This window comes from Pseudodonghicola flavimaris (assembly GCF_030164425.1).
Classification (GTDB): domain Bacteria; phylum Pseudomonadota; class Alphaproteobacteria; order Rhodobacterales; family Rhodobacteraceae; genus Pseudodonghicola; species Pseudodonghicola flavimaris.
Window position 1 is genome coordinate 76,344 of sequence record NZ_JASNJD010000013.1, and the last position, 18,567, is coordinate 94,910.

Genomic DNA, 18,567 nt, shown 5'->3' on the forward strand with positions numbered 1-18,567 from the left:
GCCGCGGGATATCCCGCAGGCCGTTTTTTCGTTCTTTCGTGTGGAGATCACGCAGGCATGAGGTCAATGGGCAGAGATGATCTTGATCACCCCGGAGGAGCGGGTTTCGAAAACGGCTGATCTGCTGCGATCGCTGGAACAATCGGTGCAGGAGCTGCGGCAGCTGACCGAGGGACTGAAGGCGGAAATCGAGGCCGGGGGGGCGGCGGATATCGCCGCGCGCAGCCGGGAGCTGGAGCAGGCCGGGCGCCTGATCCGCTCCTGCCAGAAAGTGGAGGAATGTTTTGTCGAACAGCAACAGCGTAAAGCAGGCATCGCAAGGGGCGGATATGCGCTCGACCTCGATGCCGCCAGACTTGAGGTCGGGTGCCGCCTGGCTCGCCTGCGCACCTGCGGCGATCCGTGAACAGTTTCTGGAGGAGATCGGAGAGGGAGGGCTGTGTGCCCTTCCTTATCTGTTCGAGTTCTGGGCACTGCCGCATCAGCTGTCGCCGGAGGGCGCCTGGCGGGCATGGGTGATCATGGGCGGGCGTGGTGCCGGCAAGACCCGGGCCGGTGCCGAATGGGTGCGCGCGCAGGTCGAAGGGGCGCGGCCGCTGGACAAGGGGAAGTGCCGTCGTGTGGCGCTGGTGGGCGAGACCTATGATCAGGTGCGTGATGTGATGATCAAGGGCGACAGCGGCATTCTGGCCTGTTCGCCGCCGGACCGGCGACCGGTCTGGAAGGCATCGGAGCGGCGGCTGATCTGGCCCAACGGGGCCGAGGCGCAGGCATTTTCGGCGCAGGACCCCGAGGCGCTGCGCGGCCCGCAGTTCGATGCCGCCTGGGCCGATGAACTGGGGAAATGGCCGAAGGCGGAGGCGCCTTGGGACATGCTGCAGTTCGCGCTGCGGCTGGGGGACGATCCGCGGGTCTGTGTCACCACCACGCCGCGGAACGCGGCGGCGCTGAAGGCGCTGCTCGCAGCGCCCTCGACGGTGGTGACCCAGGCGCCGACCGAGGCGAACCGGGCCAATCTGGCGGCCTCCTTCCTGGCCGAGGTGCGGGCGCGCTATGCGGGCACCCGGCTGGGGCGGCAGGAACTGGACGGGGTGCTGCTGGAGGATGCGGAAGGCGCGCTCTGGACCTCGGGGATGCTGGAGACGGCGCGGGTCGACAAGGTGCCGCCGCTCGACCGGGTGGTGGTGGCCCTGGACCCGGCGGTGACCGGCGGGGCCAGGGCGGATGCCTGCGGCATCGTCGTGGCCGGCGCGCAATTGCAGGGGCCGCCGCAGGACTGGCGGGCCTGGGTGCTGGCGGATCGCACGGTCTGCGGCGCCGGGCCGACGGATTGGGCACGGGCCGCGATCCGGGCGATGGAGGAGTTCGGCGCTGAACGGCTGGTGGCCGAGGTCAACCAGGGCGGTCAGCTGGTCGAGGAGGTGCTGCGCCAGGTCGATCCCCTGGTGCCGTTCCGCGCGGTGCGCGCCAGCCGGGGCAAGGTGGCGCGGGCGGAACCGGTGGCGGCGCTTTATGAACAGGGGCGGGTGAAGCATCTGCGCGGGCTGGTGGCGCTGGAGGAACAGATGTGCCGGATGACCCAGCGCGGATACGACGGGCCGGGATCTCCCGACCGGGTCGATGCGCTGGTCTGGGCGCTGCATGAGCTGATCGTGGCACCGTCGTCCCATTGGCGGCGGCCGCGGCTCAGGGTGCTCTAGCCACCGGGGCGCCCGTTTCCCGCCGTTGCGCAGGGAGCGCACGCCCCGTTTCCGCCCTGTTCGGTTCTGGCTGTCATAACCGCTCCATCCCGGGGAGACGGCAGAAGGAACGAACCGATGGCATTCGATTTCATGCGGCGGCCGCGCAAGGCGGTCGAGAGCGGCGAACGCAAGGCCAGCGCCGCCGGGCCGATGGTGGCCTGGCAGAGCGCCGGGCGCGTTGCCTGGTCGCCGCGCGATGTCGTGACGCTGACGCGGACCGGCTATCTGGGCAATCCGGTGGCGCATCGCGCGGTCAAGATGATCGTCGAGGCCGCCGCCGCTCTGCCCCTGGTGCTGCAGGACCGGCAGCGTCGGTTCGACAGCCATCCGGTGCTGGCGCTGGTGCGGCGGCCCAATGCGGGGCAGAGCCGGGCGGAATTCCTTGAGGCGCTGGTGGCGCAGCTGTTGCTGAGCGGCAATGGCTATGTCGAGGCGGTGATGCGGGCGGAGGCGGCCCCCGGAGAGCTGCCGCTGGAGTTGCATGTACTGCGGTCGGACCGGATCGAGGTGGTGCCGGGGGCGGATGGCTGGCCGATGGCCTATGATTATGTGCTGGGCGCGCGCCGGCATCGGTTCGACTTGGCGGGGCCGGTGCCGGTGATCTGCCATGTGAAGAACTTTCACCCCCAGGACGATCACTACGGCTTCGCCCCGTTGCAGGCGGCGGCGATGGCGGTTGACGTGCATAACAGCGCCTCGCGCTGGTCGAAATCGCTGCTGGACAATGCAGCGCGGCCCTCGGGCGCGCTGGTCTGGCGTGGCAGCGATGGGCTGGGCGTTATGGCTGAGGACCAGTTCCGCCGGCTGTCCGAGGAGATCGAGGAGAATTATCGCGGCGCCCGCAATGCCGGCCGGCCGATGGTTCTGGAGGGCGGCCTGGATTGGAAGCCGATGGGATTTTCGCCCAGCGACATGGAATTCCAGAAGACCAAGGAGGCGGCCGCGCGGGAGATCGCGCAGGCCTTCGGGGTGCCGCCGATGCTGTTGGGGATCCCGGGCGATGCCACCTATGCCAACTATCAGGAGGCCAACCGGGCGTTTTATCGGCTGACGGTGTTGCCGTTGGCGGGCCGGGTGGTGGCGGCGCTGTCGGACTGGCTGATGCGCCATTGCGGCGAGACGGCGGAGCTGCGGCCGGATCTGGACCAGGTGCCGGCGCTGGCGGCGGAGCGCGAGGCGCAGTGGAACCGGGTGCTGAAGGCTGATTTCCTCAGCGAGGCGGAGAAGCGCGCCCTGCTGGGCCTGCCGCCGCGGGTCCGGGGCCTGAGCGATGACTGATCCGCGTGACGCGGCGCTGTTCGAATGCGCACCGGGGCTGCGGCTGGCGGCGCATGAGCGGGTGAGCCAGATCCAGCACGACAATATCTGCCACCGGCTCGACCGGCTGGAGGAGTTGATGGAGCGGCTGGAGCGGCGGCTGTGGCTGACCGTCTATGGCGTGGTGGCGATGATCCTGGCGCAGGCGCTGCAATCGGTGCTGACCGCCGGCACCGGCTGAAAAAGGGGAACTCCGATGCATGCGATCGCTGGTCCGATGGAGGGCCTGGAAAGAAAATTTACTCATTTTGGTGAGGGGTTACGCGTCGATTCTGATGCGATGATCGAAGGATATGCCAGCCTGTTCGATCATCCCGATCAGGGCGGCGACATCGTCCGCCGAGGCGCCTATGCGGCTTCGCTTCAGGCGCTGGCAGCGGCGGGACAGCGGGTCAAGCTGCTGTGGCAGCACGATCCGGCTCAGCCGATCGGCTTGTGGGAAGAGCTGCGCGAGGACAGCCGTGGGCTGTGGGTTCGAGGCCGATTGCTGACGGCGACACAGAAGGGGCGCGAGGCGGCGGCACTGGTGGCGGCGGGCGCGATCGACGGGCTGTCAATCGGCTATCGCACCAAACGGTCGGAGCGGACGGCGGCGGGCGGGCGGCTGCTGACCGAAGTCGAGCTTTGGGAGGTGTCGCTGGTGACCTTCCCGATGCTGCCGGGGGCGCAGGTGGCGGCCAAGGCGGTGCCGCCGGCGGAGGAGACGGGCTGGCTGCATATCGCGGAGATCCTGCGGGATGCGCGGTTGCAGCGAGGTGGGCGGGCGCCGGGGCAGCGCCCGCCCGGTGGGATGGACAGGGAAAACGAGGCAATGGAATGACGGCGGATCAGAGGCCGGATGCAGTGGGCCCGGTGGCGCCCGGGCTGTTGGAACTGGGGCGCGAAATGGAACGCTTCGTAAGCGATATCAATGAGTTTCAGTCTGAAATGGAACTGAAGCTTCAGAAAATGGAAGGGCGACTGACCATGCTGGATCGGAACTCTCACGCGGCGGCACGTCCGCCCCTGGCACGGGCGGCGGAGGCCGGCGCCCCGCATCTGAAGGCGTTCAGGGCCTATCTGCGCAATGGCGACGATGATGGGCTGCGCGGGCTGGAGCTGGAGGGCAAGGCGCTGTCGACGGCGGTGAACAGCGACGGCGGCTATCTGGTCGATCCGCTGACCGCGGAGACGGTGCAGTCGGCGCTGCGGGCGACCGCCTCGATCCGGTCGATCGCGACGGTGGTGCGGGTGGAGGCGACCTCCTACGACGTGCTGATCGACCAGACTGAGCTGGGCGCCGGCTGGGCCACGGAAACCGGCAGCCTGAACGAGACGGCGACGCCGCAGATCGACAGGATTTCGATCCCGCTGCATGAGCTGAGCGCGCTGCCGAAGGCGAGCCAGCGGCTGCTGGATGACGCGGCCTTCGATGTCGAAAGCTGGCTGGCGGAACGGATCGCCGACAAATTCGCCCGCGCCGAGGCGCAGGCCTTTGTCAGCGGCGACGGGATCGACAAGCCGACTGGATTTCTGACCCACGACATCGTGGCGAACGACAGCTGGGCCTGGGCAAGCCTGGGCTATATCGCCACTGGCGCCACGGGCAGCCTGCCGGGGACCGATCCGGTCGTCGATCTGGTCTATGCGCTGGGGGCGCAGTACCGCGCCAACGCCAGCTTCGTGATGAATTCGAAGACCGCCGGCGTGCTGCGCAAGATGAAGGACAACGATGGCCGGTTCCTCTGGGCGGATGGGCTGGCGGCGGGGGAACCGGCACGGCTGCTGGGCTATCCGGTGCTGATCGCCGAGGACATGCCCGATATCGCCACGGATGCCTGCGCGGTGGCCTTCGGCGATTTCCACGCCGGCTATACCATCGCCGAGCGGCCCGATCTGCGGGTGCTGCGCGATCCGTTCAGCGCCAAGCCGCATGTGCTGTTCTATGCGACCAAGCGGGTCGGCGGCGACGTGACGGACTTCGCGGCGATCAAGCTGCTGAAATTCGGCTCCGCCTAAGGCGGGCCGGATCGCGGACCCGCCCAGGGCGGGGACTGCGGCGGGCGCGTGCCGGGGATGACCGTTCCCCGTGTTGTCTAGCAGCTCCCCTCCGTCCGAGCGACACGGGAGCGCGGTGCGCGTCCGTGCCAGAGGCGACGGAGAGGGGCCGGAGAATGCAAATGATGTTGAGCGAAGAGACCGCCATTGCCGATGCGGCCTGGCCGGTAGCGGAGTTCCGGGCGCATCTGCGGCTGGGCAGCGGGTTTGCCGGCGACGATCTGCAGGGCGATCTTCTGATCGGGTTTCTGCGCGCGGCGCTGGCCGCGATCGAGGCCCGGACCGGGCGGGTGCTGCTGATCCGGGACTTCGCCTGGCGGATCGGGGCCTGGCGCGATGCGCGGGGCGAGCCTTTGCCGCTGGTGCCGGTCGTGGCGGTGAATGCGCTGATCCTGATCGACGGTGATGGCGGCGAAACCCCCGTCGATCCAGGGCTTTACCGGCTGGTGCCGGACGATCAGCTGCCGCTGCTGCGACCGAGTGGTATGGTGTTGCCGGTGATCCCGACCGAGGGCGCGGCGCGGCTGAGCCTGCGCGCCGGAATGGCTGCCGGCTGGGACGATCTGCCGGCGGACCTGGGACAGGCGGTGTTGTTGCTGGCGGCGCATTATTACGAATACCGGGCGGAAACGACGCTGTCGGCCGGCTGCATGCCCTTCGGGGTGAACAGTCTGATCGAGCGCTATCGCCGGCTGCGGTTCGGGAGGCTGGGATGAGCCTGCCGGTGCTGAACCGCCGGTTGGTGCTGGAGGCGGCGGAGCGTGTCCCCGATGGTGCCGGGGGGGCGATCCAGAGCTGGGTCTCGCTGGGGGAGCTCTGGGCCGAGGTGCGGGCGCGCAGCGGCCGGGAACGGGCCCGGGCGGGGGAACCGGTATCGCGCGTCAGCTATCGCATCGTGGTGCGCGGGGCGCCGGCGGGCGCGTTGCAGCGTCCGCTCCCGGATCAGCGGTTCCGCGACGGCGCCCGGCTGTATCTGATCCGGGCGGTAACCGAGGCCGATGCGGCCGGGCGTTATCTGGTCTGTTTCGCCGATGAGGAGGTAGCGGCATGAGCTATGCGCTGGCGGGCCCCCTGCAGGCGGGCATCTATGCGCATCTCGCGGCGGATGCGGCGCTGAACGGGCTGATCGCGGGGGCGATCTTTGACGGGGTGCCGCCGGGCGAACTGCCGCTGACCTATGTCTCGCTCGGGGCGGAAATGGTGCGTGACCGTTCCGATGCCGACGGCGCAGGGGCGCTGCATCGGGTCACCGTATCGGTGATCTCCTCTGCGCCCGGTTTCGCCGCGGCGAAGGCGGTGGCCGCGGCGGTGAGCGATGCGCTGGCGGATGCCCGACCGGGGCTGAGCCGGGGGCGGGTGGTGGCGATCTGGTTCGAACGTGCGACGGCGAAGCGGAGCGGCAGCTCCGGGCAGCTCAGGCGGATCGACCTGACGTTTCGTGCCAGGGTCGAGGATGCGTAATTCTTCAAGCGAGAGAGGTGGCAGATGGGAGCCCAGAACGGCAGGGATCTGTTGATCAAGGTGGACATGAGCGGTGATGGCCTGTTCGGGACCGTAGCGGGATTGCGCGCCACGCGGGTGAGTTTCAACGCCGAGAGCGTCGATGTGACCAGTCTGGAGAGCGCTGGCGGCTGGCGGGAGCTCTTGTCGGGGGCGGGGGTGAAATCAGCCTCGATCTCTGGCTCGGGCGTGTTCAAGGATGCCGATACCGACGAGCGCGCGCGGCAGATCTTCTTCGATGGGGAAACGCCGGATTTCCAGGTGATCATCCCCGATTTCGGGGTGGTCGAGGGGCCGTTCCAGATCACTGCCATCGAGTATTCGGGCAATCACGATGGCGAGGCGACCTATGAGTTGGCGATGGCCAGCGCCGGGGCGCTGACCTTCTCGGCGCTGTGACCGGGGCGTCGGAGATGGTGAACCCCTGGGCCGGAGAGGTGGCGCTGGTCGTCGGCGGCGAGCAGCGGGTGTTGAAGCTGACCCTCGGCGCGCTGGCGGAGTTGGAGGAGGCGCTGGGGGAGGAGACGCTGGTGGCGCTGGTCGAACGCTTCGAGGGGGGGCGGTTTTCCAGCCGCGATCTGATGGCGCTGATCCTGGCGGGGCTGCGCGGCGGCGGTGGTGACTGGACTGGCGCCGATCTGCTGCGGGCTGAGATCGAGGGCGGGCCGCTAGCGGCGGCGCGGGCGGCGGCGGCGCTGCTGGCGCGGGCTTTCACCGTTCCGGGGGAGTCGGGATGAGCAGGGCGGGCCGGATCGACTGGCCGGTCCTGCTGCGGGCGGGGCTGCAGGGGCTGCGGCTGAGCCCGGAGGTCTTCTGGCGACTGACGCCGGCGGAACTGGCGCTGTTTCTGGGGCAGGGATCGGGGCGGCGGCCGATGACGCAGGCGGGGCTGAAGACGCTGCTGAGGCGCTGGCCGGACGAGACGGAGGAGAGCGGGAATGGCTGAAGACGAGGCAGCCGGAGTGCTGACGGAGGCGACGGAGGGGCTGGAGCTGAGCCTGGAGGCGGCAGCGGGCATGGCGGCGGTTTTCGATGCGGAGCTCGCCCGCATGCGCGCGGCACTGTCGGCGACCGGGCAGGACATCGCCACGCTGGAACGCGGGTTCTCCCGCGGGCTGAGGCGGGCCTTCGACGATCTGGTCTTGGATGGGGCGAGCCTGTCGGATGCGCTGGACGGGCTGGCGCAGACGATGATCCGGACCACCTATTCGGCGGCGGTCAAGCCGGTGACCGATCATCTGGGCGGGCTACTGGGCAGCGGTGTCGAGAGCCTTCTGTCCGGGCTTCTGCCCTTTGCCAGCGGTGCCGCGTTCTCTGAGGGACGGGTGGTGCCCTTTGCTTCCGGCGGGGTGGTGCGGGCGGCCACCGCCTTTGCGATGCGCGGCGCCACGGGGCTGATGGGAGAGGCGGGGCCCGAGGCGATCCTGCCGCTGGCGCGAGGCGCCGATGGCAAGCTGGGGGTGCGGTCGGGCAGCGCTGGGGCGGTCAATCTGGTGATGAATGTGACCACGCCCGATGTGGCCGGGTTCCGGCGCAGTCGCGGTCAGATCGCGGCGCAGATGAGCCGGGCACTGGGGCGCGGCAGACGCAATCTGTGAGGGATGGGCATGAGTTTTCACGAGGTGCGGTTTCCCGCCTCGCTGAGCTTCGGCTCGGCCGGGGGGCCGGAGCGGCGGACCGATATCGTCACGCTCGCCAACGGTTACGAGGAGCGTAACAGCCCCTGGGCGCATGCGCGGCGGCGCTACGATGCCGGGCTCGGGCTGCGGTCGCTCGACGATATCGAGGTGTTGATCGCGTTTTTCGAGGCGCGGCGGGGCCAGCTCCATGGGTTTCGGTGGAAGGACTGGTCGGATTACAAATCCGGCCGCGCCCGGGCCGAGGTGCGCTTTGACGATCAGGTGATCGCGCAGGGCGACGGGGAAAGGGTGACGTTTCAGCTGGCCAAGACCTATCGGTCGGGCAGCTACACCTATCAGCGCCCGATTGCCAAGCCGGTGGCGGCGACGGTGCGGGTGGGGCTGGCGCAGGATGAGCTGACCGAGACGGTGGACTACAGTGTCGATACCACCACCGGCCTGGTCACCTTCGCCTATCCGCCGGGCGGCGGCCTGGCGGTGACCGCAGGGTTCGAATTCGACGTGCCGGTGAGGTTCGACACCGACAGCATCCTGACCAGCGTGGCGAATTTCCAGGCCGGCGACGTGCCGAACGTGCCGGTGGTGGAGGTCAGGGTATGAGCATGGCAGAGGCATTTCGCGCCCATGTCGCGGGCGGGATCACCACGCTGTGCCGCTGCTGGGCGGTGGTGCGGCGCGATGGCGCGACATATGGCTTCACCGATCACGACCGGGATTTGAGCTTTGAGGGGGTGTCCTTTCGGGCCGAGACCGGGCTGACCGTGGCGGCGCTGCAGCAGGCCACCGGGCTTTCGGTCGACAATACCGAGGCCCTGGGCGCCCTGACCGATGCAGGCCTGCGCGAGGCGGAGATCGAGGCTGGCCGGTTCGATGGCGCCGAGGTGCGGGCCTGGCTGGTCAACTGGGCCGATGTGACGGTGCGCTGGTTGCAGTTTCGCGGCTCCATCGGGGAAATCCAACGGGCCGGGGGCGCCTTTCGCGCCGATCTGCGGGGGTTGACGCAGGGGCTGAACCGGCCGCTGGGGCGGATTTATCAGAAGCCCTGCACCGCGGTTCTGGGGGACGCACGCTGCGGCTTCGATCTGCAGGCGCCGGGCTATGGGACCGAGCTGGGCATCGAGGTTCTGGAGGACAATCGTGTGTTTCGCTGGGCCGGGATCGAGGGCTTCGAGGCGGGGTGGTTCACCCGTGGTCGGCTGCTGGTCACCTCCGGGGCGCTCGACGGCGTTTGGGGGCTGATCAAGGCGGATCGCAGCGAGGCGGGAGCCCGGGTGATCGAGCTGTGGGAGCCGCTGCCTGAGGGGGCGGCGGCGGGCGACAGTCTTCGGCTTGAGGCCGGTTGTGACAAGCGGCTGGAAACCTGTCGGCTGAAATTCGGCAATATCCTGAACTTCCAGGGCTTTCCGGATATCCCGGGCGAGGATTGGGTGGTGGCGGTGCCGAAATCGACCCAGACCAACAGCGGCGGCAGTCGGCGATGACGATGGCGGGGCGCGCCGATGTGGTGGCGGCAGCACGGGGCTGGATTGGCACCCCCTATCGCCATCAGGCAGCCTGTCGCGGCGCGGGCTGCGACTGTCTGGGGCTGGTGCGTGGCGTCTGGCGCGAGGTTCTGGGGGCGGAGCCCGTGGCGGTGCCGGCCTATACCATGGACTGGTCCGAACCGCAGGGCGACGAGCGACTGTGGGCAGCGGCCCGGCGGTATCTGCCTTCGCGTGCCGGGCCGGGCCGATCAGGGGATGTGATCCTGTTTCGGATGCGGGCGGGCGCGGTGGCCAAACATCTCGGCATTCTGACCGAGGCCGGAGCCGAGGCGCGATTCATACATGCCTATTGCCGGCGTGGCGTGGTCGAAAGCCCGCTGAGCGCGCCCTGGGCGCGGCGGGTGGTGGGGTATTTCGCCCTGCCCGAACCAATGAGGGGGGACTGATGGCGACGATTGTTCTTTCTGCCGCGGGGGTGGCGGTCGGTGGCTCGGTCGGCGGCACGCTGGCGGGGCTGTCTTCGGTGGTGATCGGCCGTGCCGTGGGGGCCACGCTGGGCCGGCTGGTCGATCAGCGCCTGCTGGGGCTGGGGGCGGAGCCGGTGGAAAGCGGCAAGGTCGACCGGTTCCGCCTGCTGCAGGCGGGAGAGGGCGGCGCGACCGCGCAGGTCTATGGCCGGATGCGGGTGGGCGGCCAGGTGATCTGGGCCACCGATTTTCAGGAAAGCGTAAGCCAGAGCGGCGGCGGCAAGGGCAGCGCCCCGAGCGCCCGGGTGACGGAATACAGCTATTCCGTTTCGCTGGCGGTGGCAGTCTGCGAGGGCGAGGTGCGCAGCATTGGCCGGGTCTGGGCCGATGGCGAGGAGATGGCGCGTGGTGACCTGAACATGCGGGTTTATCCTGGCAGTGCCGATCAGCTGCCCGATCCGCTGATCGAAGCGGTGGAGGGCGAAGGGGCGGTGCCGGCCTATCGCGGCACCGCCTATGTTGTGATCGAGGATCTCGACCTCGGCCCCTTCGGCAACCGGGTGCCGCAGCTGTCGTTCGAAGTGTTGCGGGCCGAACAGCCGGGGGCCGGCGGCGATGACCGGGACCTGGGCCGGCTGGTGCGCGGGGTGGCGTTGATGCCGGGCACCGGGGAATATGCGCTGGCGACCACCACGGTCTATGCCGGCGCGGCCGGGGCGCAATCTGCCATCAACCAGAACACGCCGGCGGGGATGGCGGATTTTCCCCGCAGCTTCGAGCTGTTGCAGGAGGAGCTGCCGGCCTGTAGCGCGGTGTCGCTGGTGGTCTCCTGGTTCGGGGACGATCTGCGCTGCGGCGCCTGCCGGATCGTGCCCAAGGTCGAACAGACGGCGGTCGAGGGCAGCAATATGGCGTGGCAGGTCAGCGGGGTGAGCCGTGCCGCGGCCGCGCCGGTCACCCGGGTCGGGGAGAGCCCGGTCTATGGCGGCACGCCGGCCGATGCGGCGGTGGTCGAGGCGATCCGACACATGCGCGCCGCCGGCACCCGGGTGATGTTCTATCCCTTCATCCTGATGGATCAGCTGGCGGATAACGGGCTGATCGACCCCTGGAGCGGGGAAGAGGGGCAGCCGGCGCTGCCTTGGCGCGGGCGGATCACCCTGTCGCGGGCGCCGGGCGTGGCCGGTAGTCCCGACGGGACGGCGGGGGCAGAGGCGGAGGTGGCGGCCTTTTTCGGAACGGCCGCCGCCAGCGATTTCGCGGTGGGCGATGGCACGATCATCTACTCCGGACCGGAGGAGTGGGGGCTGCGCCGCTTCATCCTGCATTACGCGGCGCTTTGTGCCGCCGCCGGCGGGGTCGAGGCCTTTTGCATCGGATCGGAACTGCGCGGGTTGACCCAGATCCGCGGGGTGGGCGGGTTTCCCGCCGTCGCGGCGCTGCGCGATCTGGCGGCGGAGGTGCGGCAGCTGCTGGGGCCGGAGATTCAGCTGGGCTATGCCGCCGACTGGTCGGAATACTTTGGCTATCAACCCGGGGACGGCAGCGGCGATCGGTATTTCCACCTCGATCCGCTCTGGGCCGATGCGGAGATCGATTTCGTCGGCATCGACAATTACATGCCGCTGTCCGACTGGCGCGACGGGCGTGGGCATCTGGATGCGCAGGCGGGGTGGGAGAGCATCTACGATCCCGACTATCTCGACGCCAATGTCGAGGGGGGCGAGGGGTTCGACTGGTATTACCATTCCGACGCGGCGCGCGCGGCGCAGATCCGGACGCCGATCGCGGATGCGGACCATGCCGAACCTTGGCTCTGGCGCTACAAGGATCTGCGCGGCTGGTGGGAGAATGCGCATCACGAGCGGATCGGTGGGGTGCGGCAGGCGGCAAGCACGGCGTGGGAGCCGCAGATGAAGCCGATCTGGTTCACCGAACTGGGCTGTGCGGCCATCGACCGGGGCACCAACCAGCCGAACAAGTTCCTCGATCCGAAATCCTCGGAATCCGCCCTGCCGTATTTCAGCACCGGCGCGCGGGACGATCTGATCCAGCTCTGCTATTTGCAGGCGCAGCTGGGGCATTGGGACGATCCGGCGGCCAATCCGGTCTCGGAGGTGTATGGCGGACCGATGCTGGATTTGGACAACGCCTATGTCTGGGCCTGGGACGCGCGGCCGTTTCCCGCCTTTCCGGCGCGGACCGACCTGTGGAACGATGGCGACAATTATGCGCGCGGTCACTGGCTGAACGGGCGGGTCGGCGCGCGGTCGCTGGCCTCGGTGGTGACAGAGCTGTGCCGGCGCGGCGGTGTGGCTGAGATTGACGTGTCCGAGCTGCACGACGTGGTGCGCGGCTTCGCCGTCGACAGCATCGGCGACATCCGTGCGGCGCTGCAGCTGCTGATGCTGCGCTATGGTTTCGATGCCATCGAGCGCGACGGCCGGTTGCTGTTCCGGCCGCGCAGCGGCGCGGGCGCCGTGACGCTCGACCGGGAAAACCTGGCGGTGAGCGAGGAACTGGACGGCCTGCTGGAACTCAGCCGCGAGGCGGACGGCGAACTGGCGGGCCGGGTGCAGCTGCAATTCGTCGAATGGGGCGGCGATCACGAGATCGCGGCCGAGGAGGCGGTGTTGCCGGATGAGGCGACCCATGCGCTCTCGATTACCGATCTGCCGCTGGCAATGACCCGGGGCGAGGCGCGAGCGGTGACGGAACGCTGGCTGAGCGAGGCGCGGGTCGCCCGTGACAGCGCGCGGTTGTTGCTGCCGCCGTCGCAGATGGCGCTCGGGGCGGGCGACACCATCGCGTTGGCGGAGACGGGGGGCAGCGCGCGGCGCTATCGCATCGACCGGGTTGAGCAGGCGGAGGCGCAGCTGATCGAGGCGGTGCGGATCGAACCGGCGGTCTATACACCTTCGGCTCTGGCGGAAGACCCCGCAGGCGTTGCCGCTTTCGCGGCGCCAGTGCCGGTGTTGCCGCTGTTTCTCGACCTGCCGCTGATCACCGGCGACGAGCAGCCGCAGGCGCCGCATCTGGCGGTGACGGCGACGCCCTGGCCGGGGGCGGTCGCGCTCTATTCCTCCGCCTCGGACGAGAATTACGCGCTCGACCGGATCATCGCCGCGCGTTCGGTGATCGGTGTGACCGAGACGCCGCTGGCAGCGGCGCGCACAGGGCTCTGGGACGAGGGCCACGCGCTGCAGGTGCGTCTGCTGAGCGGGGCGCTGGAATCGCGCGAGGCGCTGGCGGTGCTGAACGGTGCCAATCTGGCGGCGATCGGCGACGGCACTGCATGGGAGCTGTTTCAGTTTCGCAGGGCGGAGCTGGTGGCGTCGGATACCTACCTGTTGTCGGGGCGGTTGCGGGGGCAGGCGGGCAGCGACGGGGTGATGCCCGCGGTCTGGCCAGTGGGATCCTGGGTGGTGCTGCTGGACGGCACCCCGCGGCAGATCGGGCTGACCGCGGCAGAGCGGCGGGTGGCGCGACATTACCGGATCGGGGTGGCGCGGCGCGGCTACGACGATCCGTCCTATGTGCATCTGACGGCGGCGTTCGACGGGGTCGGGCTCAGGCCCTATCGGCCCTGTCATCTGCAGGCGACGCGGGAGGGCTCCGGCGATATCATCGTCCGTTGGCTGCGCCGCAGCCGGCTGACCGATGGCAGTGACTGGACGCTGGCGGAGGTGCCGCTGGGAGAGGAGCGGGAGGCCTATCGCATCCGCGTCCTCAAGGACGGCGCGCTGATCCGGGAGGAAACTGTCTTGGACCCTCTGTGGCACTACCCGGCCGCGACCCGGGCCGGCGATGGACTGAGCCTGCCCGCGGTGCTGGAGGTTGCGCAGATCTCGGCCCGTTTCGGGGCGGGACCGGCGGCGCGGATCACACTTACTGCCTGAGCAATTGGCGGCTCCCGCGCGGGGGGGAGCGCCACGTCACCGGCTGCTGAGAGAGGTACTGACAGGGCGATCCGCATCGGCTGGCCGTCGGGCGTCGGTCGCCGCGCCGATATCCGCCAGCACCGGAACCGGGGGGCGACGCATCCGGTATTGGTCCTGCGCGGTCTTGCCTCCGGGGCCGCCGATCCGGTTGCGGTGGCTGCAGGCATGGTCCGAAGGCGATGATCAGCAATGCTGATCGGGGCGATCACAGGTTTGCGTTTGGCGAAAACTGCCCTAGATGGCTATCCTGAGCGCAGGAAAGGAACACATGCCATGCTGGAAACGCGCAAGAAGATCACTGCGGTCGATCCTGTCTGGGACCGGATCACCAACGAGGCGCAGGACATTGTCCGCGACGCCCCGCTGATGGGGGGCTTCGTTCATGCCTGTATCCTGCATCACCCCAGTCTTGAAAAGGCGCTGTCCTACCGCGTCGCTGCCAAGCTGAATTCCAACGAAATGTCGATGATGGTCCTGCGGGAGATCGTCGATCAGGCCTATGCCGACGAGCCGGAGCTGGTCGATGCCGCGCGCGCCGATCTGGTGGCGGTCTTTGAACGCGATCCTGCCTGTCACCGGCTGGTGCAGCCGGTGCTGTATTTCAAGGGCTACCAGGCGATGCAGGCCTATCGCATCGCCCACTGGCTGTGGCGCCGCAAGGAATACGATCTGTCCTATTTCTTCCAGATGCGGATGTCCGAGATTTTCGGCACCGACATCCATCCGGCCGCCCGCCTCGGCAAGGGCATCATGATCGACCACGCCCATTCCATCGTCATCGGGGAAACCGCCGTCGTGGGCGACAATGTCTCGATGCTGCATTCGGTAACGCTGGGCGGCACCGGCAAGGAAGAGGAAGACCGCCATCCCAAGATCGGGGACGGTGTGCTGATCGGCGCTGGCGCCAAGGTGCTGGGCAATATCCGCGTCGGCCATTGCAGCCGGATCGCTGCGGGCTCCGTCGTGCTGGAGGACGTGCCGCCCTGCAAGACCGTTGCCGGGGTGCCGGCCCGGATCGTGGGTGAGGCGGGTTGCGACCAGCCCTCGATCAGCATGGATCAGAACCTGGCCGGTTGCCTCTGCGAGGGCTGAGAGCGGCCCGGCGTGGTCTCTGACAGGTCGATAACGGGGGCGGCATCGCCCCCGTTTGCGTTTCCGGCGGGCCGGTCCGGCATGCGCCGTGTCAGGCGGTGAATTCGTCGAAGGCCTTCAGCGCCTTGACGCCGTACATATAGGCCGGGCCGCCGCCCATCAGGATGCAGACGCCGACGGTTTCCTCGATGTCCTGGCGCGTGGCTCCGGCCTCGACCGCCGCCTTGACGTGGAAGGCGATGCAATCGATGCATTGCTTGGAAATCCCGATGGCCAGCGCCATCAGTTCCTTTTGCTTCACCCCGAGGCTGCCCGCCTCCATCGAGGCGCCATGCAGCGCGCCAAAGCCCTCTGCGGTCGGGCCCTGTGTGGCGGTGAAATCTTCCATCCCGGCCTGCGCGTCGGCCAAAGTGGTCGTCCAGCTCATTGTGATCCTCCTGGTTCGGGCCATGGCCCCTGGCTCAGGCGCGGGATCCAACCCCGCAGCCTGAGCCGAATCCTAGGACGGATCGTACAGCAATCACAGGGTTGCCGGCGGTGCGAGCGGGACGATCGGGCGCGGCTGCCGCGCCTGCAGGCAGGCAAGCCCCAGAACCCCCATCCCGCCGAGCGCGAGGGCAGCCCCGACGATCCCGGAGGAGGCCCAGCCATAGCCGGCCGACAGGGCGGCACCGGCGGCCAGCGGCCCCATCGCGTTGGCGGCGTTGAAGGCGGCATGGTTCAGCGCGGCGGCCAGCGTCTGCGCCTCGCCCGCGACCTCCATCAGCCGCATCTGCAAGGGGATCACCAGGCCGGACATCAGCCCCATGACCATCACGGCCAGCGCCATCAGCGGCCAGTTGCCCATCACGGCGGCATAGAGCAGGGCGGACCCCGCCAGCCCGGCCAGCAGCAGCGCCGAGGCGCCGAACTGCGACCAGGCGGTCAGCCGCCCGGCGAGGAAACTGCCGGCGGTCGCGCCCACCCCATAGAGCGACAGGACCAACGGAATGCTCCAGCTCGGGGCCTGTGCCGCATCCAGCATGGCCGCCGAAAGATAGGCGTAGACCGCAAAGATCGCCCCCGAACCGACCGCGCCGATGCCCAGCGTCAGCCAGACCGCCGGATTGGCCAGCGCGCGCAGTTCGCTCAGCGGGCTGCGGCTGAGATCGGCATGCACTGCCGGCGCGGTGCGGGCAATCGCCAGCACGCAGGCGGCGGCAAGTCCGGTCACGATGACGAAGCTCCAGCGCCAGCCGAACCCCTGGCCGACGGCCCCGGCCAGCGGCACCCCCACCACATTGGCGATGGTCAGCCCCATCAGCACCTGCGCCACGGCGGCGGCGGCGCGCCCGCGCGGCGCCAGCTCGGCGGCGAACAGCATGGCCACCCCGAGGTAGGCGCCATGCGGCAGGCCGGCAGCGAAACGGGCGGCGACCAGCAGCTCCAGATTGGGCGCCAGCGCGCCCAGCAGGTTGGCCAGCCCGAAGAAACCGATCAGCAGCATCAGCAGCCGCTTGCGCTCCAGCCGGGCGCCGAGGATCGACAGCACCGGCGCGCCGATCACCACGCCAAGCGCATAGGCGCTGACCGCATGACCGGCCTGCGGTTCGCTCACCTGCAGATCCTGCGCGAAGAAGGGCAGCAGCCCCATGGTGGCATATTCGGTCACCCCGATGCCGAAGGCACCGATGGCAAGGGAAAGAATCGTCAGCGACGCCTGACGGTCGGAACGGGCCATAGCGGTCTCCGAAAGTCTGGGGGCTGGGCTTCAGCCGGAGGAAAACAGGTTGTCGGGAGTCAGTTGCTCGGACCGCGGAAAAGCGACCGGAACTGTCGCGGAAATGCAGGATTGTGGGCGCTAACACAATTGCCGGTATCGCAAGGGAGGCATGCGGAACCGGCATGGTTTTCGTTATGCCTTCGTTACATCCGCGCAGCTCGGCGCCGCGGGTCAGGCCGTGCGGCGGGGGCCAAGAAAAACGGGCCGCACAGGGCGGCCCGTTCGGGTCTTCTCAAAGGATGTCGGCCCGAAGAGGGCTGGCCGCTCAGGCCAGCATCAGCATCGGGTTTTCCAGGTTCTCGACAATCGCCTGCAGCAGCTGGGCGCCGAGCGCGCCGTCGATCACCCGGTGATCGACGCTCAGGGTCACCGACATCACGGTGGCGACGCCGATCTGCCCTTCGGCATCGACCACCGGCTTCTTGACGCCGGCACCGACCGCCAGGATCGCCCCGTGGGGCGGGTTGATCACCGCGTCGAAGTTGTCGATGCCGAACATGCCGAGGTTGGAGATCGCGAAGCTGCCGCCCTGATATTCATGCGGTGCGAGCTTGCGGTCCCGCGCCCGGGCGGCGAGGTCCTTCATCTCTGCCGACAGGGCGGACAGCGATTTCATCTCCGCATCCTTCAGCACCGGGGTGAACAACCCGCCGTCGATGGCCACCGCCACTGCCACATCCGAGGGTTTCAGCTTCAGCATCCGGTCGCCGGCCCAGACTGCATTGGCGTCGGGCACGGTCTGCAGCGCCAGGGCGCAGGCCTTGATGATGAAGTCGTTGACGCTCAGCTTCACGCCCCGGCCCCCGAGCTGCTTGTTCAGTTCGCCGCGGAATTTCAGCAGCGCGTCGATCCGGATGTCGCGGCGCAGGTAGAAATGCGGGATCGACTGTTTCGCCTCGGTCAGGCGGGCGGCGATGGTCTTGCGCATCCCATCCAGCTTGACCTCTTCGAACGCGCGCCCCTCGTACATCTTCAGCACGGTTTCGGTCGCCGGACCGGTGGCCATGGCCGGGGCTGCCGCCGCCGGGGCCGCGGCTGCGGCCGGGGCAGCGGCGGGTTTCGGCGCCGCGCTGGCGCCTTCGACATCGGCCTTGACGATGCGGCCATGCGGGCCGGAGCCGGTGATCCCGCTCAGGTCCAGCCCCTTGTCGGCGGCGATCCGGCGCGCCAGCGGCGAGGCGAAGATGCGCCCGCCATCGGCGGCAACCGGGGCGGCGGGGGCTGCGGCCGGCGCGGAGGCCTCGGACACCGCGGGCGCGGCTGGTTCGGCCGGGGCCTCGGACGCGGGGGCAGCGGCGGCAGAGGAGGGTGCGGCGATATCGTCGGCGCTTTCACCTTCCTCCAGCAGCACGGCGATGGGGGTGTTGACCTTCACCCCCTCGGTGCCCTCGGCGATCAGAAGCTTGCCGACGATACCTTCGTCGACAGCCTCGAATTCCATCGTCGCCTTGTCGGTCTCGATCTCGGCCAGCAGGTCGCCGGAGGCGACGGTGTCGCCCTCCTTGACCAGCCATTTCGCCAGCGTGCCTTCCTCCATCGTGGGGGAGAGGGCGGGCATCAGGATTTCAGTGGGCATCGCTCCGCT

Annotated in this window: 21 protein-coding genes; 18 read left to right on the forward strand and 3 right to left on the reverse strand. The window is 68.9% G+C overall.

Annotation, left to right across the window (positions count from 1 at the left end; genetic code table 11):
- Positions 1–76 precede the first annotated feature (76 nt).
- The 18 genes from QO033_RS16470 (at position 77) to cysE (ending at position 15,220) form a co-directional block, all read left to right on the forward strand.
- Positions 77–406: a hypothetical protein gene (locus QO033_RS16470; protein ID WP_284482076.1), complete on the forward strand. Its 330-nt coding sequence runs from the start codon at positions 77–79 to the stop codon at positions 404–406.
- A complete protein-coding gene (locus QO033_RS16475; RefSeq protein ID WP_284482077.1) occupies positions 330–1,700 on the forward strand; it encodes a DNA-packaging protein in 1,371 nt (456 codons plus the stop codon). The genes QO033_RS16470 and QO033_RS16475 overlap by 77 nt, the downstream gene beginning before the upstream one ends.
- Positions 1,701–1,817: 117 nt before the next feature.
- Positions 1,818–3,020 carry a phage portal protein gene (locus QO033_RS16480; RefSeq protein WP_284482078.1) on the forward strand — a complete coding sequence of 401 codons (1,203 nt, stop codon included), beginning with the start codon at positions 1,818–1,820 and terminating at the stop codon, positions 3,018–3,020.
- Positions 3,013–3,240, forward strand: a complete 228-nt coding sequence (locus QO033_RS16485; protein WP_284482079.1) for a GTA head formation protein, RCAP_rcc01685 family — start codon at positions 3,013–3,015, stop codon at positions 3,238–3,240. Before QO033_RS16480 ends, QO033_RS16485 begins: the two co-directional genes overlap by 8 nt.
- A 36-nt stretch (positions 3,241–3,276) precedes the next feature.
- A complete protein-coding gene (locus tag QO033_RS16490; protein ID WP_284482129.1) occupies positions 3,277–3,879 on the forward strand; it encodes an HK97 family phage prohead protease in 603 nt (200 codons plus the stop codon).
- A gap of 65 nt (positions 3,880–3,944) precedes the next feature.
- Positions 3,945–5,057, forward strand: coding sequence for a phage major capsid protein (locus QO033_RS16495; protein ID WP_284482130.1), 1,113 nt, complete (start codon positions 3,945–3,947; stop codon positions 5,055–5,057).
- A 161-nt stretch (positions 5,058–5,218) separates the two neighbouring features.
- Positions 5,219–5,812, forward strand: coding sequence for a head-tail connector protein (locus QO033_RS16500; protein WP_284482131.1), 594 nt, complete (start codon positions 5,219–5,221; stop codon positions 5,810–5,812).
- A complete protein-coding gene (locus QO033_RS16505; RefSeq protein WP_284482080.1) occupies positions 5,809–6,147 on the forward strand; it encodes a phage head closure protein in 339 nt (112 codons plus the stop codon). The genes QO033_RS16500 and QO033_RS16505 overlap by 4 nt, the downstream gene beginning before the upstream one ends.
- Positions 6,144–6,557 (forward strand): DUF3168 domain-containing protein, encoded by a 414-nt coding sequence (locus QO033_RS16510; RefSeq protein WP_284482081.1) that lies wholly within the window; start codon positions 6,144–6,146, stop codon positions 6,555–6,557. The genes QO033_RS16505 and QO033_RS16510 overlap by 4 nt, the downstream gene beginning before the upstream one ends.
- Positions 6,558–6,581: 24 nt before the next feature.
- Positions 6,582–6,995 (forward strand): phage major tail protein, TP901-1 family, encoded by a 414-nt coding sequence (locus QO033_RS16515; protein WP_284482082.1) that lies wholly within the window; start codon positions 6,582–6,584, stop codon positions 6,993–6,995.
- A gap of 14 nt (positions 6,996–7,009) precedes the next feature.
- Positions 7,010–7,333, forward strand: a complete 324-nt coding sequence (locus QO033_RS16520) for a gene transfer agent family protein (protein WP_284482083.1) — start codon at positions 7,010–7,012, stop codon at positions 7,331–7,333.
- Entirely contained in the window at positions 7,330–7,542 is a 213-nt protein-coding gene (locus QO033_RS16525) for a rcc01693 family protein (protein ID WP_284482084.1), read from the forward strand. Before QO033_RS16520 ends, QO033_RS16525 begins: the two co-directional genes overlap by 4 nt.
- The gene (locus QO033_RS16530; RefSeq protein WP_284482085.1) at positions 7,535–8,194 is read left to right on the forward strand and encodes a phage tail tape measure protein; all 660 of its coding nucleotides are present in this window, start codon (positions 7,535–7,537) and stop codon (positions 8,192–8,194) included. The genes QO033_RS16525 and QO033_RS16530 overlap by 8 nt, the downstream gene beginning before the upstream one ends.
- A 9-nt stretch (positions 8,195–8,203) precedes the next feature.
- The gene (locus QO033_RS16535; protein ID WP_284482086.1) at positions 8,204–8,836 is read left to right on the forward strand and encodes a DUF2460 domain-containing protein; all 633 of its coding nucleotides are present in this window, start codon (positions 8,204–8,206) and stop codon (positions 8,834–8,836) included.
- Between the two features lie 2 nt (positions 8,837–8,838).
- A complete protein-coding gene (locus tag QO033_RS16540; RefSeq protein ID WP_407682125.1) occupies positions 8,839–9,717 on the forward strand; it encodes a DUF2163 domain-containing protein in 879 nt (292 codons plus the stop codon).
- A 2-nt stretch (positions 9,718–9,719) separates the two neighbouring features.
- Complete coding sequence (locus QO033_RS16545) at positions 9,720–10,166, forward strand: NlpC/P60 family protein (protein WP_284482132.1); 447 nt, start codon at positions 9,720–9,722, stop codon at positions 10,164–10,166.
- Positions 10,166–14,086 (forward strand): baseplate multidomain protein megatron, encoded by a 3,921-nt coding sequence (locus tag QO033_RS16550; protein WP_284482088.1) that lies wholly within the window; start codon positions 10,166–10,168, stop codon positions 14,084–14,086. The genes QO033_RS16545 and QO033_RS16550 overlap by 1 nt, the downstream gene beginning before the upstream one ends.
- A gap of 315 nt (positions 14,087–14,401) precedes the next feature.
- Entirely contained in the window at positions 14,402–15,220 is an 819-nt protein-coding gene (gene cysE, locus QO033_RS16555; protein ID WP_284482089.1) for a serine O-acetyltransferase, read from the forward strand.
- A 91-nt stretch (positions 15,221–15,311) separates the two neighbouring features.
- Here the strand turns inward: cysE and QO033_RS16560 are convergent, their stop codons facing one another.
- From QO033_RS16560 to QO033_RS16570, 3 genes are all read right to left on the reverse strand, one after another.
- Positions 15,312–15,647 carry a carboxymuconolactone decarboxylase family protein gene (locus tag QO033_RS16560; protein ID WP_284482090.1) on the reverse strand — a complete coding sequence of 112 codons (336 nt, stop codon included), beginning with the start codon at positions 15,645–15,647 and terminating at the stop codon, positions 15,312–15,314.
- A 93-nt stretch (positions 15,648–15,740) separates the two neighbouring features.
- Positions 15,741–16,940 (reverse strand): MFS transporter, encoded by a 1,200-nt coding sequence (locus tag QO033_RS16565; RefSeq protein ID WP_284482091.1) that lies wholly within the window; start codon positions 16,938–16,940, stop codon positions 15,741–15,743.
- Between the two features lie 307 nt (positions 16,941–17,247).
- Positions 17,248–18,558 carry a pyruvate dehydrogenase complex dihydrolipoamide acetyltransferase gene (locus QO033_RS16570; protein ID WP_284482092.1) on the reverse strand — a complete coding sequence of 437 codons (1,311 nt, stop codon included), beginning with the start codon at positions 18,556–18,558 and terminating at the stop codon, positions 17,248–17,250.
- Positions 18,559–18,567: the final 9 nt, after the last annotated feature.